This is a genomic window from Streptomyces sp. NPDC031474 (assembly GCF_055581185.1).
Window position 1 is genome coordinate 257,073 of record NZ_JBVIJX010000012.1, and the last position, 16,725, is coordinate 273,797.

Below are 16,725 nucleotides of genomic sequence, written 5' to 3' on the forward strand. Positions count from 1 at the left end.
GGCCGATTCAGGGTTCAGCAAAGAAAGTTGGCAATCGCGATTGAACGCACCACGCGACCCCTGCGTACTGATGGCCAACCAGGCGCCGCTGTACGGAGCTGCCGAACCCCCGGCAGCCAGACCCCGCCCCCCAGGAGGTCGAGTTTTTTGAGTCACAAGCGAGTTACGAAGCGCAAGGCCATCGTCGCGGCTGGCGGTGTGGCGGCGCTCGGAGCGGCGGCCATCCTCCTTCCCCAGGCCAACGCCTCCCAGGACGGCGGCTCGAACAACGCCGCTTCGGTGAAGACCCTGAAGGCGGGCGACGCCTCGGACCTCGCCTCCCAGCTCCAGAAGCTGCTCGGCGACGCCTTCGCCGGTTCCTACTACGACTCCGACGGCAAGCAGCTGGTCGTCAACGTCGTGAACGTCTCCGGCGACAAGAACAACGTCGTCGCGCAGGCGGAGAAGGCGGGCGCCAAGGTCCGCGAGGTGGAGAACAGCACCGCCGAACTCAAGGCGGCCGCACAGACGTTGAAGACCAAGGCGACCATCCCGGGCACCTCCTGGGGCGTCGACCCCAAGACGAACAAGATCCTCGTCACCGCCGACTCCACGGTCACCGGCAACAAGTGGGACAAGATCGAGTCGACCGTGAAGACCCTCGGCACGGGCATGGCCACGATCAAGAAGTCGGCCGGCGCCCTCAAGCCCCTGGTCTCCGGCGGCGACGCGATATTCGGCGGCGGAGCGCGCTGCTCCCTCGGCTTCAACGTGACCGCGGGCGACGGATCCCCGGCCTTCCTGACGGCCGGTCACTGCGGGGTCGCGGAGAAGCAGTGGTCCGACTCCGAGAACGGCCAGCCGATCGCCACGGTCGACCAGGCCACCTTCCCCGGCGACGGCGACTTCGCGCTTGTGAAGTACGACGACCCGAACACGCAGGCGCCCAGCGAGGTCAACACCGGCCAGCAGACCGTCGCGATCAGCCAGGCCGCCGACGCGACGGTGGGCACGCAGGTCTTCCGGATGGGCAGCACCACCGGACTCAAGGACGGTCAGGTCCTCGCCCTCGACGCCACGGTGAACTACCCCGAGGGCACCGTCACCGGCCTCATCCAGACGGACGTCTGCGCCGAGCCCGGCGACAGCGGCGGCTCGCTCTTCACCCAGGACGGTCAGGCGATCGGCCTGACCTCGGGCGGCAGCGGCGACTGCACCGTCGGCGGCGAGACCTTCTTCCAGCCGGTGACCACCGCCCTGACGGCGGTCGGCGCGACCCTCGGCGACGGCGCCGGTGCGGGCGCCGGTGGCGGCAACGCGGGTGCCGGTGCCGGTGCCGGTGCTGTGGACGAGAACGGTGACGGTATCGACGACAACACGGGCGAAGCCATTCAGGGCGGCGGCGCGGGTGCCGGTGCCGGTGCCGGTGCTGTGGACGAGAACGGTGACGGCATCGACGACAACACCGGCGAAGCCATCCAGGGCGGCGGCGCGGCGGCCAACGGCGGCCAGGACCAGAACGCCAACGGCGGCCAGGACCAGACCGGCAACGGTCAGGACCAGAACGCCAACGGCGGCCAGGCCGCTGACGGTGGCCAGGCGGCCAACGGCGGCCAGCACCAGAACGCCAACGGCGGCCAGGCCGCTGACGGTGGCCAGGCGGCCAACGGCGGCCAGGACCAGAACGGCAACGGGGGCCTGCAGGACGGCTCGGGGCTGAACGAGTCGCACTGACACCGCATCACCCCATGAAACGGTCCGACCCTCCGGCGGGGGTCGGACCGTTCACGTCTCCCGCTCCCGCGAGGTCGGCGACGCCCCGTCAGCCGTCGTCCTCCCCCCGCGCCCGCAGCAACAGCAGCGCCACGTCGTCGAGCCGCTCCTCCGCCCTCGCGTAGTGCCCCACCAGCTCGTCGGCCAGCTCCTCCAGCGGACGGTCCCCGGCCCCGCCGAGCCGCCGCCCCAGGTCGGTCACCGCTTCCTCGATGTCCACCCCCGGCGTCTCGACGAGCCCGTCGGTGTAGAGGGCGAGGACACAGCCGGGGGCGAGCTCGACCTGCGTCGTCGGATACGTCGCCGAGGCGTCGATCCCCAGCAGCGGACCGCCCGCGAGGTCCAGGACGCGCACCCGGCCGTCGGCCCGGCGCAGCAGCGGCGGGGGATGCCCGGCCCGGGCCATCACCGCCCGCCCATGGGCCGGGTCCAGCCGCAGGTACAGGCAGCTCGCGAACAGCTCGGATCCGAGGTCGATCAGCAGCCGGTTGGTGCTGCGCATGACCTCCGCGGGCTCCTGCCCGACCGTCGTGTAGGCGCGCACGGCGGTACGGATCTGACCCATCAGCCCGGCCGCGGTCACGTTGTGCCCCTGCACGTCCCCGATCACGGCCGCCGGCAGCGGCTGCGAGGGCACCAGGTCGTAGAAGTCGCCGCCGATCTCCATGCCCCGCGTCGCGGGCAGATAGCGGGCGGTCGCCTCGATGCCGGGCAGCGACGGCAGCGAGGGCGGCAGCAGCGCCGCCTGCAGCCCGTGCGCCACCCGGTGTTTCACGTCGTACAGCAGCGCCCGGTCCAGGGCCTGTGCGATCAGCCCGGCGAGGCTGGTCAGCACCGCGCGCTCGTGCGTGGAGAACGGATGGGGCTCCGCGTAGGCCAGCACACAGGCGCCCACCGGGCGACCGGAGGCGATCAGCGGCAGAAAGGCCCAGGCGGCGAAGCCGTCCGGAGTGCTCTGCCGGGCCGGGTAGAGCTGCTCCAGCTGTTGCCGGGAGTCGAAGAACGCCGGGACGCCGTGCGCGACGGCGCGCGCGCCCGGGGTCGGGTCGGTCAGCGGCATCCCGTCGAACTGCTCCACGGCGTGCGGGTCGGGATACCCGTGGTGCCCGAGCACGTGCAGCCGGCCCGCCCGCGCGCCGAGCAGCGCCAGCGCCTGACTGCCCACCGCCGGCGAGATCTCGTCCGCGACCAGCTGCACCACGTCCTGCACGCTCACCGTCTCGGTGAGCGCCCCGGCCAGGCTCAGCGCCTGCGACATCGTCACGAGCCGGGTCGGCGCGTCCTCGGACCGGGGTTCGGACGAGCGCGTCTCCGCCACCGACCGGGCCCGGCTGATCCGCACGCTGAGTCCCGTGGTGCTCGGATACAGCCGGAACGACAGCCACTCGGAGGGCGGGCGCAGCGCCACGAACGAGATGGCGTCCTGACTGATCAGCGCGGCCCGGTAGCGCTCCTCGTACACGGGATCGTTCAGCCACGGCACGGCCGCCCACAGCTGCGTGCCCAGCAGCCCGCTCACCGGGACGCCGAGCATCTCGGACGCGGCGGCGTTGGCGAAGCCCACCCGCCCGCTCAGGTCCAGCGAGCACATCCCGTACGGCAGCCGGGCCACCATCCGGGCCGCCTCCAGCGAGCCGAGCGTGTCGGAGACGCCGCCCAGCGGGCCCGCCTCCAGCAGATCCGACTCGGCGCGCACCGAGCGGTTCTGCACCACTGCGCGCTCCAGCCGCAGCGCGAGCCGCTCGCAGGCCGTCGTCAGCTCCTGGCGCTCCCGGTCGGACAGCTCCGGCGGGTGCGAGCCGGGCCAGGTGACGAAGACCGAGCCGTACACCCGGGAGGCCGTCGCCACCGGCAGCGCCGCCAGCGCGAAGGGATACGGCAGGACGACGGCGACCCGCGGGTAGTTGCGGGCCATGTCCTCCTCCCCGCCCACCCACACCAGTCGCCGCTCGCGCACCGCCTCGGCGACCGGGATCGGCGCGTTCAGCCCCACCCGCTCCCAGGGCGCCGCGAACGCCCGGGGCAGCCCGGCCATCACCGCCATCTCCAGCATCGGTTCGTCGCCCCGGCGCAGGTACACGGCGCCGGAGTGCGCCCCGACGGCGTCCATCATCGACGTCAGCGCCAGGGAGAGCAGCGGCCGGCCGACCGGCACCGGCACCGCCGCCGCCGCGGCCGCCGGAGCCTGACCGGACGTCTGCTCGGGCACGGCGACCACCTCCCAAGGCGTGTCTCCCGGGTCGCCCGGGGGCCGCGGGGCGACCCGGCATCGGCCGGACGCCGCAGCTCAGGCCGGGGCCGATCCGCAGGACGCGCCCTCGCCCGGCGCCGCACGGGTCCCTGGCTCCAAATCTCCCCCCTGGCGGCGCGCCGCGCACGGCGAGCTGAATTCCCGTGCGGACGACCGGACAGTCGATCGCCGGCAGCGCGCAACCTCAGCCGAACATGTTCGGTCCTTTCGGGCGTCGGCCTCCACAGCCCCGGAACGTTCCCCGCCCGCCCCCGCCCGCCCCCGCCCGCCCCCGTCCGCCCTCCCGTCCGACCCCGCTGTCGCCTTCACGCATCGGACGCAGGGGCTGCGCGGGGGGCGCGTAGGCGCTGTAATTGCGGACGTGGTCAGTGAGGGGTCCGCAGAGCGCAGGACGGGACCCGTGCGTGCCGAGATCGCCCTGAAAACGATCGCGGCCGATCCCGCCTCCCCCGAACGGGTAAGGCGCACGCTCGAACAGGCGCTCGTCTTCGCGGGCGCGGCCCTGGCCGCCGTCTACACGCCCGGCGAGGACGGCGAGCTGCTGTGTCTGGCCGAGTCCGCCGGAGTCCCACGGACGCTGTACGGGCTGCGCGAGAGCTATCCCGTCGCCGGGCGCTCGCCGGTCGCCGATGCCCACCGCACCGGGCGGCCGGTGTGGCGGGGACCCGGAGAGCACGCCGACCGTGCGGAGTCACCGCGGATGCCGGCCCGGGACGTCCATCTGGCCGCGCTGCCCGTGGGCGAGGGGCCCGGGAGCCCGGCCGGGGCCGGCTGTCTGCTCGCCGTCAGCGAGCGCCCCGGCGGCTTCGGCGCCGACGACCGCAGCTGTCTGGAGCTCGTCGCCGAGGCCGTCGCCCTTCCCGCTGCGGCCCTCCCCGCTGCGGCCCTCCCCGTTCAGGCCGCCCCCGCCGAGGGGGAGGCGTCGCGTGCGAGCGCCTTCAGCCTGGCCATGGACACCGGCCGCGTCGACGTCGGCGACGGCATCCTGGAGCTGTTCGGCCTGCCCCGGGAGGAGTTCGACGGCCGGGTGGAGACCCTCCTCGGGCTCACCGTCCCCGAGGACCTGCCCTCGCTGATGTCCGTCGTCGAGGCCGACCACCTGTCGGTCGGCGACCGAGAGCTGGAGTTCCGGGTGCTCCAGCCCGCCGGGCCGCCGCGCTGGCTCAGACTGCGCGGCCGTCTGCTGCCCGGCGGCGACGGCCGTCCCGCGCGGCTCCTCGGCACCGTCGCCGACGTCTCCACCCTGCGCGACGAGGTCACCGAGGTCGCCCGCGTCCAGCGGCTGGCCGCGGCGCTCGCCACCGCCGGCACCGTCCGCGACGTCGGCCAGGCCGTCGTCGCCGCCCTGCGGGGGCCGCTGCGCGCCGACCGGATCGCGCTCGCCGAACTGGAGAACGAGCGGCTCGTGGTCACCGTCCTCGACCCGCCCGAACCCGAGTACTGGCCCGAGCTGTGGCGGCTGGATTGGCGCTCGGAGTGGCCCGACGCGCCGGTACGGACCATGCCCACCCTCGCCGCCGCCCTGCGCGAGGGCCGCGCCCGGATCTGGCCCGCCGGCACCCCCCTGGAACCGGCCCTCGCCGAGGTGGGCCCCGGCGGCCTCGCCGTGCTGCCGCTGGCCGCCGGGGGCCGCACGGCCGGCGCCTGTCTGATCGGCTGGGACGAACCGCACGACTTCGGCCCCGACGAGCGCGCCCTGCTCACCGCCTCCGCGGGCCTCGCCGGCGAAGCCCTGACGCGGGCCCGCGCCTTCGACGCCGAGCACGAACTCGTCGGCATGCTCCAGCGCCAACTGCTCCCGCGCCGCCTGCCCCCGCTCCCGGGCGCGAGTGCCGTCGCCCGCTATCTGCCCGCCACCGCGGGGCTGGAGCTCGGCGGCGACTGGTACGACGTGATCCCGCTGCCCGACCACCATGTGGCCCTCGTCATCGGCGACGTCCAGGGCCACAGCGCGGGCGCCGCCACCCTCATGGGCCAGATGCGCACGGCCCTGCGCGCCTACGCGGCCGAGGGGCACCCGCCGGACGTGGTCGTCGCCCACGCCAACCGGCTCCTGCTGGAACTGGAGACCGACCTCTTCGTGACCTGCTGTTATGTCGACGTCGGCATGGAGGAGGGCACCGCCTGGTGCGTACGGGCCGGGCACCCGCCGCCCGTCCTGCGTCACCCGGACGGCTCCACCGACATCGTCGAGACGGACGGCGGCCCGCCGCTCGGCGTCGTGGCGCAGGCCGAGTTCCCGATGACGCCGCTGCGGCTGCTGCCTGGCACCGTGCTCGCGCTGACCACGGACGGGCTCGTGGAGTCCGCCGACCTGGACATCGACACCGGCCTCGACCGGCTCGCCCACGAACTGTCCCTCGCCGACCCCGCCCACCTCGGCCTCGTCGCCGACGCCCTGCTCGGCAACGCCCACCGCGGCGACGACATCGCCCTGCTCCTCGTCCGCTACGACGGCATGGCCGTCAAACCGCTGCGCGACGGCTGGACGGTGTGGCGCGTGCCGGAGGCGTCCCGGCACGCCCGCCGCTTCACCCGGCGCACCCTGCGCGCCTGGGGCGTCACCGACGACCTGATGGACACCGCCCTGCTCGTCGTCTCCGAGCTCGTCACCAACGCCCTGGTGCACACCGTCGGTCAGGTCCGCCTCGACATCACTCTGATCAACCAGCGGCTGCGGGTCGCCGTGACCGACGCCTCGCCCCGCAGCCCCGTCAAGCCGACCGACCTCGGCTGGGAGGCCACCGGGGGGCGCGGCATCCTCCTCGTGGAAGCCGTGTCCGAGGCCTGGGGGACGGTGCCGGTCAGCGGCGGCAAGCAGGTGTGGAGCGAACTGCTGCTGGAGCACTGACCCGGCCGCCTGCCGTCATTTCCCACGCGTCGTGATCCTTCCGAGCGCCCGGTACAGCGCGCGTCGCACCCTGCGGGCCAGCCGCCTCGCTCCGCCGGGCTGGGGCGACGGCACCACGAGGAGACCGTCCGAGGCGACGTGCAGGGCGAAGGGCAGCGGATGGAAGCGCGCCCCCTCCTGCTGAGGGGTGAGGCACACCGTCGTCAGCCAGGTCCGGCCCACCGGGTCGCCGCCCGGCAGGGCGACCTCCAGCCGCCCGCCCGGCGAGAGCGTCCCGAAAACCTCCCGGGAGCCGCCGAACCTCACCCCCGTCAGCCGCAGCAGCACATCGACTGCCTCGGGCACATGGAGCGGCAGCACCACGCGGAGGCGGTCCCCCGCGAGGGTGACGTCCTCGGCGGCGACCCTGCCCAGGCCCAGCCGCGTGCTCGCGTGGCCGACGTCCAACGCGAGACTCGCGTGCCGGTCGGTCCAGTACGGCAGCACCACCCGGCCGGCGACGACCCCGGCGGGCGGCGTGGGACGGCCGTGACGGGGCGCCGGGCCCAGCCGCAGCTCCTTGGTCCAGCCGCCCAGGCCCACCCGCACCCACGCGTCCCACAGGCCCTCGCCGGGCGGACCGCCGCTCACCGCGGTGGTGGGATCCACGGTGGCCGTCGCCCGCAGCACGAGCCGCACCCGACTGCCGTCCCCGGCGGCCGGAACCGTCTCCCGGACCACCTCCACCGGCTGGAAGTACTGCGCGGAACTGGTCCGCTCCCGCAGCAGCAGGTCGGGCACGGCCCGGTCGAAGCGGCCCAGGGTGTCCGTGCCCAGCCACCGCACCGCCTCGGCGACGTCCCGCGGCGGCCACTGCGGTGAACCCCCGGCGGACGGGAACGTCATCGGTCCGCCGTCGTGCGTGAGTTCGGCGGCGAAGTCGATCCGCAGCACGCCGTCGTGCCAGGCGACGCTCTCCGGGTCGACGGCGAGCCCGACGCCCGCCTCCCACTCGGCGAACGCGACCACGTCGTCGTAGCGGCCTTCGGCGGCCAGTGCGGCGACGACCCGCTGGGTGGGCTGCAGCGGTGCCGCCACCCCGGGCCCGAACCGCTCCACGACGACCCCGTGGATCTCCTCGAACAGTTCCTTGCGGTAGCCCTCGGGCAGGTCCAGGAAGCGTCGTCCGCGCAGCCGCTCGACCATCTCCACCCGCAGCCAGCGCCGGAACAGTGCGTCGCGCAGCGCACCCGGTTCGGTGTACCGCTCGACGACGTCGAGGGCCTCCCGCAGGTTCTTGAAGTACCCCTCCGGGTCGAACCGCTGCAGGCTCAGGTTGGAGGCGTCGTCCCGCCGGACGTGATAGTAGCAGACATAGTCGCTCAGCACCGAGACGTTGCCGGCGCGCAGATAGGCCTCGGTGACGAAGACATGGTCCTCCAGCCGCCGCCGGCCCTCGGGGAAGCGCAGGCCGGTACGGTCCAGGAACGCCCGGCGGATCATCTTGTGCGGGGTGAGGCTGTCGATGAGCGGCGTGTCCTCGACGCAGGCGTGCGGCCGGTTCGTGCGGAACAGCTCCACCGGCACCGCGCGCCCCTGGCCGGCCATCTTGCCCACGACGACGTCCGCGTCGTGGGCGACGCCGTAGGCGTACATCCGCTCCAGGGCCTCGTCGCCGAGGTGGTCGTCGTCGTCGACGAACATGACGTACTCGCCCCGGGAGGCGTCGATGCCGACGTTGCGCGGCTTGCCCGCCCAACCGGAGTTCTCCTGATGGACGACCCGGACGCGGGGGTCCTCGGCGGCCAGTGCGTCGAGGCGGGCCGGGGTGGCGTCGGTGGAGCCGTCGTCGACGAAGATCACCTCGTAGGCGTCCGGCGGGAGCGACTGCCGCAGCAGCGAGGCGATGCACGTCTCGATGGCGGGACCGGGGTTGTGGACGGGGACGATGACGCTGACCTTGACCGGCATCGGGCTCCTGGCCCCCTTGCTGGATCGCTTGCCGTGCGCGGGACGGCGGGTGCGTGTGGCCCGATGCTAACTCCGTCGCCGACGCCTCACCCGTCCCGATTCGCCCGAGTTGTCGATTTTGCCACTCAGGCCGCCTTTGTGTCCTGCTGCTGATCGCCTTTGTAGGCTGACGGCGTGCGACTCCTCCTCATGTCCGACACCCACCTCCCCAAGCGCGCCAAGGCGCTCCCCGCCGCGCTGCTCGACGAACTCCCGCAGGCGGACGTGGTGATCCACGCCGGGGACTGGGTCGACACGGCCACCCTGGACCTGCTGGAGAGCCGCAGCCGGCGACTCGTCGGCGTGTACGGCAACAACGACGGGCCCGGCCTGCGCGCCCGGCTGCCCGAGGTGGCCTACGCCGAACTGGGCGGACTGCGGTTCGGCGTCGTCCACGAGACAGGCCCCGCACAGGGCCGTGAGGCCCGCTGCGCCGCCCGCTTCCCCGGCCTGGACGTCCTGGTCTTCGGCCACAGCCACATCCCCTGGGACACCACCGCCCCCGGCGGACCGCGCCTGCTCAACCCGGGCTCCCCGACCGACCGTCGTCGTCAGCCGCACTGCACCTACCTGACGGCCGTCGCGGCCGACGGCCGGCTCACGGACGTCGTCCTGCACCGGCTGCCGCCGCGCTGAACGCGACGCCGCGACCGACGGACGTACACGCAGAGCCGGGCCGCCCCGGCAGATGCGGCCGGAGGCGGCCCGGGACTTGCGAGTGTGCGTTGCTTCAACGGACCTCCTTCCTTCGTGAGACGAAGGACAGAGGACATGCATGCCTGTCCGTTGTGGGCGCCTACCCCTTTGCGCGCGTCTCACACCTCCCTGTCCCATCCATCCGGCGGACTCCGAATTCGCTGGACGCCGCACGTCGCCTCCCGCTGTCATGGAGGGCGTGCTGATCGACACCACCCTCGTGCGCCGTCTGCTCACCGCGCAGTTCCCGCACTGGGCCCGCCTGCCCGTCACCCCCGTACCGAAGTCCGGCATGGACAACGCCACCTTCCGGCTGGGCGACGAGCTGTCCGTACGGCTCCCGCGCTACGCGCACTGGAGCGGGCAGGTCACCCGGGAGCAGCGCTGGCTGCCCCGCCTCGCGCCGCTCCTGCCGCTGCCCGTGCCGGAGCCGGTCGCCCAGGGCGCCCCGGGCGAGGGCTACCCCTACCCGTGGTCGGTGTACCGCTGGCTGGACGGGGAGACGGCCACCCCCGAGGCGCTGGCCGACCCGGTGCGCACCGCCCTCGACCTCGCCGGCTTCCTCACCGCCCTGCAGGACGCCGACCCCACCGGCGGACCCGGCCCGGAGCAGAGCAACGCCTTCCGGGGCGTGCCCCTGGGCGACGACCGCGACTCCATCGCCCACGAGGCACGGGTGCGACCGAAGATCGAGGCGCTCGGGAAGGCCCGTCTGATCGACACCGGCGCGCTCACGCGGGTGTGGCAGGCGGCGCTCGCCGCGCCCGCCTGGCAGAAACCGCCGGTGTGGGTCCACGGCGACGTCGACGCGGGGAACCTGCTGCTGCGCGACGGGCGGCTCGGCGCGGTCATCGACTTCGGCACGCTCGCGGTGGCCGACCCGGCGGTGGACCTGCAGCCCGCGTGGAAGTTCCTGCCCGCCGAGGCCCGCCCGGTGTTCCGCGAGGCGGTCGGCGCCGACGACGCCACCTGGGCACGCGCTCGGGGCTGGGCCCTCGCCGGGTCGCTGCCGGTCCCCGACGACCCGTTCTTCCGCGACCACCCGGCCCGCGTCACCGCGGCCCTGCACCACCTGGAGCAGATCATCGCGGACTACCGGGCGGACGCGGCCTGACCTCCCGTCGCACGGTGGATCGCCCCGGCCGTCGCCGTCAGCGGAGCACCGCTGCCTCCCCAGCGCAGCGCGACGATCTCGGCGGCCACCGACACGGCGACCTCCTCGGGCGTACGGGCCCCCAGGTCCAGCCCGACCGGTGAGCGCAGCCGGGACAGCTCGCGGTCGGTGAGCCCGGCCTCGACGAGTCGCGCACGGCGCTGGTCGTGGGTGCGGCGGCTGCCCATCGCCCCGATGTAGGCGGCCGGCCGGCGCAGCGCCACCTCCAGCAGCGGCACGTCGAACTTCGGGTCGTGGGTCAGCACGCAGATCACCGTGCGTCCGTCGGTGTCCGTGCCGCGCAGATACCGGTGCGGCCAGTCCACGACCACCTCCACGCCCGGCGAGAACCGCTTCGGGGTGGCGAAGACCGGGCGGGCGTCGCACACCGTGACCCGGTAGCCGAGGAAGTCGCCGATCCGGGCGACGGCGGCCGCGTAGTCGATCGCACCGAACACCAGCATGCGCGGCGGCGGCGCGAAGGAGTGCACAAACACCGAGACGGCGTCCTCCCGCCGCTGGCCGCGCGGCCCGTAGTGCCGGACTCCGGTGACGCCGAGGGCGAGCTCACCGCGCGCGTCGGCCGTGACCGCCGCGTCCAGACCGGCCGAGCCCAGCGTGCCGGAGGTCCGCTCCGGCCAGACCGCGAGGGCGGCCCCGCGCGGCGCCGGGCCGTCGGTGACCGTGGCCACCGTCACCGGCTCGCCCGCGGCGACCGAGGCCGCGACCGCCCCGAACGACGGGTCGAGGCCGGGCGTCACGGGACGTACCAGCACAGTGATCTCGCCGCCGCAGGTCAGCCCGACGGCGAACGCGTCCTCGGCGCTGTACCCGAAGGTCTCCAGCCGGGCGCTCCCGTCGGCCACGACCTGCTGGGCCAGCTCGAACACCGCGCCCTCCACACAGCCCCCGGACACACTGCCCACGACCTCGTCGCCCGGCCCCACCGCCATCGCCGCGCCCGGATCGCGCGGCGCGCTGCGGCTGACGGCGACCACGGTGGCGAGCCCGAACGGCATACCGCAGGCGTACCACCCGTTCAGCACCGGGAGAATCTCGCGCATGTTTGAACATTAATCCGTTGCCGCTCCGCCCGCCGCTCTGCTGCACTGCGCGGGTACCGCCCCGGAAGATCCCCCGCAGGAAACAGGAGCAGAGATGCGAACTTCGTTCATGTCCCCTCAGGAAGGAATGACCCCCATTTCAAAGGACATGACACGTCGTGCACTTGCTCAACCTCGGAATCCTCGCCCATGTCGACGCCGGTAAGACCAGCCTCACCGAGCGGCTGCTGCACTCGGTCGGCGTCATCGAAGAGCTCGGCAGCGTCGACGCGGGCAGCACCCGGACCGACACCCTCGCGCTGGAGCGCCGGCGCGGGATCACCATCAAGTCGGCCGTCGTCTCGTTCCGGGTCGACGACGTCACCGTCAACCTGATCGACACCCCCGGCCACCCGGACTTCATCGCCGAGGTGGAGCGGGTCCTCGGTGTGCTCGACGGGGCCGTGCTCGTCGTCTCGGCCGTGGAGGGCGTCCAGGCCCAGACCAGGATCCTGATGCGGACCCTGCGCCGGCTGCACATCCCCACCCTCGTCTTCGTCAACAAGATCGACCGGCGCGGCGCCCGCGACGAGGGCGTCCTGCGGGAACTGACCGAGCGGCTGTCCGCGCCGGTCGTCCCGATGGGCACCGTCACGGGACTGGGCACGCCCGAGGCCGCCTTCCACCTCGACCGGGTCCACGAGCTCGGCGTTCTCACCGGCCTCGACGTCCTCACCGAGCACGACGACGACCTTCTCTCGGCGTACGTCGACGGCGCCGTCACACCGCAGATGGTGCGCGCCGCGCTGCTCGCCCAGACCCGCGACGTCCTCGTCCACCCGGTCCACTTCGGCTCCGCGACGACCGGTGCCGGGGTGCCCGAACTGATCGCCGGGATCCGGGAGTTGCTGCCCGTCGCCGACCAAGACCCCGAAGGGCCGCTCTCCGGCACGGTGTTCAAGGTGGAGCGGGGTCCAGCGGGCGAGAAGATCGCCTACGCCCGTCTGTTCTCCGGCGCCCTGCGCACCCGCGACGAGGTCTCGTACGGAGCCGGCGCCGGCAAGGTCACCGCGATCAGCGTCTTCGACCAGGGCACGGACGTACGGCAGGAGGCGGTGTCCGCGGGCCGGATCGCCCGGCTGTGGGGACTCGCCGACGTCCGCGTCGGCGACAGCCTCGGCGCACCCCGCAAGGAACACGGCCACTTCTTCGCGCCGCCGACCCTGGAGACGGTCGTGGTGCCCGGTCCGGCCACCGACCGGCGTTCCCTGCACGTCGCCCTCACCCGGCTGGCCGAACAGGACCCGCTGATCGGCCTGCGTCACGACGAGGTCCGCCAGGAGACGTCGGTGTCGCTGTACGGGGAGGTGCAGAAAGAGGTCGTGCAGGCGACCCTCGCCGACGAGTACGGACTGCACGTCACCTTCCGCGAGACGACACCGCTGTGCGTCGAGCGCCCGGCCGGCGCCGGGGCGGCGGCCGAGTTCATCAAGAAGGACGCGAACCCCTTCCTCGCCACCGTCGGTCTGCGCGTCGAGCCGGCCCCGCCCGGCAGCGGCGTGACCTTCGGCCTGGAGGTGGAGCTGGGCGCGATGCCGTACGCGTTCTTCAAGGCGGTCGAGGACACCGTTCGCGAGACCCTCGGCCAGGGGCTGCACGGCTGGCAGGTCACCGACTGCGCCGTCACCATGACCCACTCCGGGTACTCGCCCCGCCAGAGCCATGCCCACCAGGGCTTCGACAAGAGCATGTCCAGCACCGGTCACGACTTCCGCGGCCTGACCCCGCTGGTCCTGACCGAGGCGCTGCGCCGGGCGGGGACGCAGGTGTACGAGCCGATGCACCGCTTCCGCGTCGAGGCCCCGGCGGACACCCTGGGCGCGCTGCTGCCCGTGCTCGCCGCGCTGCGTGCCGTACCGCGCACCACGGACACCAGGGGCGCGCGATGCGTGCTGGAAGGGGTGGTGCCGGCCGCGCGGGTGCACGGCCTCGAACAGAGGATTCCGGGGCTGACGCGGGGTGAGGGCGAGTGGGAGAGCGGCTTCGACCACTACGCGCCCGTCATCCACGGCACCCCGCCCCAGCGGCCGCGCACGGACCACAACCCGCTCAACCGCAAGGAGTATCTGTTGAACGTGACGGGTCGGGTGTCCAACTGGGCCGACGGGGAATGAACTTACTGGGGGGTCAGAAGGTATTGACGGTGTCCGGAAATCACCGGACTGTAGTGGACATGCCGAATGCCCGGGCTCGTCTGCTCGCTGTTCTGGTGGTCCTCTGCGGACTCTGTGGCTTCCTGACGGCGGCGGGCTCTCCGACCGCCGCCGCCGCCACGCTCCCCGACTCCCTCTCCTTCGACGGCACGGCGCTCACCGTGTCGGGCGGCCGCTTCGTCGACGGCAACGGCCGCGAGGTCGTGCTGCGCGGCTACAACGTCTCCGGCGAGACCAAACTCGCGGAGAACAAGGGCCTGCCCTTCGCCTCGGTCGCCGACGCGAAGAAGTCGGCGACGGCCCTGCGCGCCCTCGGAGGCGGCAACTCCGTCCGCTTCCTGCTCTCCTGGGCCTACGCCGAACCGGTGAAGGGCCAGGTCGACACCGCCTACCTTGCCGCCGCCACCCAGCAGATGCGGGCCTTCCTGGACGCCGGCATCCGGGTCTACCCCGACTTCCACCAGGACCTGTACTCCCGCTACCTGTTCAACTCGGGCAGCTGGTACACCGGCGACGGCGCCCCCGCATGGGCGGTGGCACTCGGCGGCTACCCCGCCGAGTCCTGCGGGATCTGCTTCACGTGGGGCCAGAACATCACCCAGAACAGCGCGGTGAAGCCCGCCCAGTACGACTTCTGGCACAACAACCACGGCCTCCAGGACTACTTCCTGGCCACCGCCCAGACGACCATGGCCTACCTCAAGGAGAACCTCACCACCGAGGAGTTCACCGGAGTCCTGGGCTTCGACCCCTACAACGAGCCCTACGCCGGCACCTACGACTCCGGCCAGAACAGCCGCACCTGGGAACGCGACGTGCTGTGGCCGTTCTACGTGAAGTTCCGGGCCCGGATGGACGCGGCCGGCTGGAACGACAAGCCCGCCTTCGTCGAGCCGAACCTCTTCTGGAACGGCAATGTCAGCAAGGAGGAGGGCGGCCTCCTCGACGCGGGCACGCTCGGCTCCCGCTATGTCTTCAACACCCACTTCTACGACCAGAAGGCCATCTCCGGAATCCTGATGTGGGGCAACGCGGAGAACGGCCAGTACGTGACCGACTTCGGCACCGTCCGTGACCGCGCCTCGGCCCTCGGCACGACGGCGATCGTCAGCGAGTTCGGGCACCCGCTGAACGGCTCGACCGCCGGAAAGGCGCCGACCGTCCTGAAGGCGATGTACCAGGCCCTCGACTCCCGTGTGAAGGGCGCCAGTTGGTGGACCACCCCGGCCACCTCCGGCCCGGTCCTGTCCGGTTCGCAGTGGCAGTGGGACATCTACAACGGCCGTCACCACGAGCTGATGAACGGCAACGCCGACAAGGTGCAGACCTCCGGCGACGGCTGGAACGACGAGGACCTCTCCGCCGTACGCCTCGACGACAGCGGTACGGCGACCCTCCGTCAGGACGCCCGTCTCCTCGACCGGATCTACCCGAGCGCCACCTCCGGCACCACCGTCGCCTTCACCTACGAGGACCGCTCCCGCGACGGCTCCACCACCCTCACCTGGAACCCGGTGCCCAGCACCCTGCCCAACACGGCGCAGCTGGTCGGCTCCGGCCAGTACGGGCTGCTGGTGTGGCGCTCGAACGGCGGCACCGCCCCCACCGAGATGCACCTGCCCGCCTCCTTCCCGACCGCCACCACCACGGTCGTCTCCGACCTCGGCACGGTGTACGGGCCGTCGGCCTACACCACGGGCACAAAGATCGCGGCGGCCCCGGAGCCGGGCGGCGCCGGCAGCCGACGCCTGCTGCTCAGCGCCCCCGACTCGGGCACCGTGCACTACGCCCTGGTCACCAACGGCGCCACCGCCCCCTCCGCGACCCTGCTGGCCGCCGCCCGCACGGAACTGTCGGCGTGGGCGGCGCAGAAGGTGGGGCAGCCGCCCGCCGCTTGACCCTTCCCCTGCGTCAGGGTTGAGGCTCGACCTCGACGAAAGGGCAGGTGGATGACGTACTCCGGGAGACAGGTCGCGGCCTTCGCCGGAGTGACGGTGCGCACGCCGCATCACTACGACCGGACGGGACTGCTGAAGCCCGGCGGTCGCAGCCGGGCCGGATACCGGCTCTACGACGACGCCGATCCGGCCCGGCTCCAGCGGATCCTCTTCTACCGCGAACTCGGCTTCTCCCTGGACGAGATCGCCGCCATCCTCGCCGACCCGCACGCGAACGCCCTGGAGCAGCTACGGGCCCGGCAGCGCAAGCCGGAGGAGGAGATCGCCCGGCCGCAGCGGCTGGCGGAGGCCGCCGAGCAGGCCATTGAGGTCCAGCAGACCGGGGTGCGGCTCACGCCCGAGGAACGGTTCGAGGTCTTCGGGGACATCGCCTTCGACCTCGGCTACGCCACCGAGGCCCGGCTGAAGTGGGCCGACCCGACGGGGCAGCGCGAGGCGATGGCCCGGGCCGCCGCCCACACCAAGGAGGACTGGCGCAGGCTGATGGCCGAGGCCGCCGACTGGCGCGCCGAGCTGCTCGACGCCTTCGACGCGGAGGAGCCGGCCGACGGCGAGCGGGCCATGGACCTGGCCGAGGAACACCGCCGCCATGTCGCCCGGTGGTTCACCGCCCGCCCGCCATGCACCGGCGCGTCGCCGACGACTTCGCCGCCGACCCGCGCGCCTTCGCCCTCGTCGTGCCCCCGCCGCAGCAACGGCCCGGCCTCGCCGCCTGCCTGTGCAAGGCCGTCCACGCCAACGCGGCCCGCACCGCTGCCGAGCAGAACCCTTGAGAATCCTGATCGCCGCCGCCGGATCCCGCGGCGACATCGCCCCGTA

Annotated in this window: 9 protein-coding genes and 1 pseudogene; 7 read left to right on the forward strand and 3 right to left on the reverse strand. The window is 73.1% G+C overall.

The window, feature by feature from the left end:
- Positions 1-147: 147 nt before the first annotated feature.
- Entirely contained in the window at positions 148-1,713 is a 1,566-nt protein-coding gene (locus ACZ5SK_RS26615) for a S1 family peptidase (protein ID WP_334574719.1), read from the forward strand.
- An 88-nt stretch (positions 1,714-1,801) separates the two neighbouring features.
- Here ACZ5SK_RS26615 and ACZ5SK_RS26620 read toward each other — a convergent pair whose 3' ends face one another.
- Entirely contained in the window at positions 1,802-3,961 is a 2,160-nt protein-coding gene (locus ACZ5SK_RS26620) for a SpoIIE family protein phosphatase (RefSeq protein ID WP_361702825.1), read from the reverse strand.
- A gap of 403 nt (positions 3,962-4,364) precedes the next feature.
- On the opposite strand from ACZ5SK_RS26620, the gene ACZ5SK_RS26625 reads away from it, so the two are divergent.
- Complete coding sequence (locus ACZ5SK_RS26625; protein ID WP_468576648.1) at positions 4,365-6,854, forward strand: SpoIIE family protein phosphatase; 2,490 nt, start codon at positions 4,365-4,367, stop codon at positions 6,852-6,854.
- A gap of 15 nt (positions 6,855-6,869) precedes the next feature.
- On the opposite strand, the gene ACZ5SK_RS26630 is transcribed toward ACZ5SK_RS26625, so the two are convergent.
- Entirely contained in the window at positions 6,870-8,804 is a 1,935-nt protein-coding gene (locus ACZ5SK_RS26630) for a glycosyltransferase family 2 protein (RefSeq protein WP_468576649.1), read from the reverse strand.
- A 174-nt stretch (positions 8,805-8,978) separates the two neighbouring features.
- On the opposite strand from ACZ5SK_RS26630, the gene ACZ5SK_RS26635 reads away from it, so the two are divergent.
- Both ACZ5SK_RS26635 and ACZ5SK_RS26640 read left to right on the forward strand, forming a co-directional pair.
- On the forward strand, positions 8,979-9,479 hold the full coding sequence (locus tag ACZ5SK_RS26635) for a metallophosphoesterase family protein (RefSeq protein WP_334574712.1): 501 nt from the start codon (positions 8,979-8,981) through the stop codon (positions 9,477-9,479).
- A 259-nt stretch (positions 9,480-9,738) separates the two neighbouring features.
- Complete coding sequence (locus ACZ5SK_RS26640; protein ID WP_468576650.1) at positions 9,739-10,653, forward strand: aminoglycoside phosphotransferase family protein; 915 nt, start codon at positions 9,739-9,741, stop codon at positions 10,651-10,653.
- Here the strand turns inward: ACZ5SK_RS26640 and ACZ5SK_RS26645 are convergent.
- Positions 10,632-11,756, reverse strand: a complete 1,125-nt coding sequence (locus ACZ5SK_RS26645) for an XdhC family protein (protein ID WP_334574708.1) — start codon at positions 11,754-11,756, stop codon at positions 10,632-10,634. The genes ACZ5SK_RS26640 and ACZ5SK_RS26645 overlap by 22 nt on opposite strands.
- 158 nt (positions 11,757-11,914) lie before the next feature.
- Here ACZ5SK_RS26645 and ACZ5SK_RS26650 point away from each other — a divergent pair, with 158 nt between their 5' ends.
- From ACZ5SK_RS26650 to ACZ5SK_RS26660, 3 genes and pseudogenes are all read left to right on the forward strand, one after another.
- Positions 11,915-13,909 (forward strand): GTP-binding protein, encoded by a 1,995-nt coding sequence (locus ACZ5SK_RS26650; RefSeq protein WP_468155907.1) that lies wholly within the window; start codon positions 11,915-11,917, stop codon positions 13,907-13,909.
- Positions 13,910-13,968: 59 nt separating this feature from the next.
- Positions 13,969-15,846, forward strand: a complete 1,878-nt coding sequence (locus ACZ5SK_RS26655; RefSeq protein ID WP_334574704.1) for an endoglycosylceramidase — start codon at positions 13,969-13,971, stop codon at positions 15,844-15,846.
- Positions 15,847-15,897: 51 nt separating this feature from the next.
- Positions 15,898-16,679: pseudogene (locus ACZ5SK_RS26660) on the forward strand (MerR family transcriptional regulator).
- The last annotated feature ends 46 nt before the right edge of the window (positions 16,680-16,725 follow it).

What these genes read in the sequence shown, in the direction of transcription:
- ACZ5SK_RS26630 (WP_468576649.1), bottom strand. Translation starts at nt 8,804, where the DNA reads ATGCCGGTCAAGGTCAGCGTCATCGTCCCCGTCCACAACCCCGGTCCC.
- ACZ5SK_RS26645 (WP_334574708.1), bottom strand. Translation starts at nt 11,756, where the DNA reads ATGCGCGAGATTCTCCCGGTGCTGAACGGGTGGTACGCCTGCGGTATG.
- ACZ5SK_RS26655 (WP_334574704.1), top strand. Translation starts at nt 13,969, where the DNA reads ATGCCGAATGCCCGGGCTCGTCTGCTCGCTGTTCTGGTGGTCCTCTGC.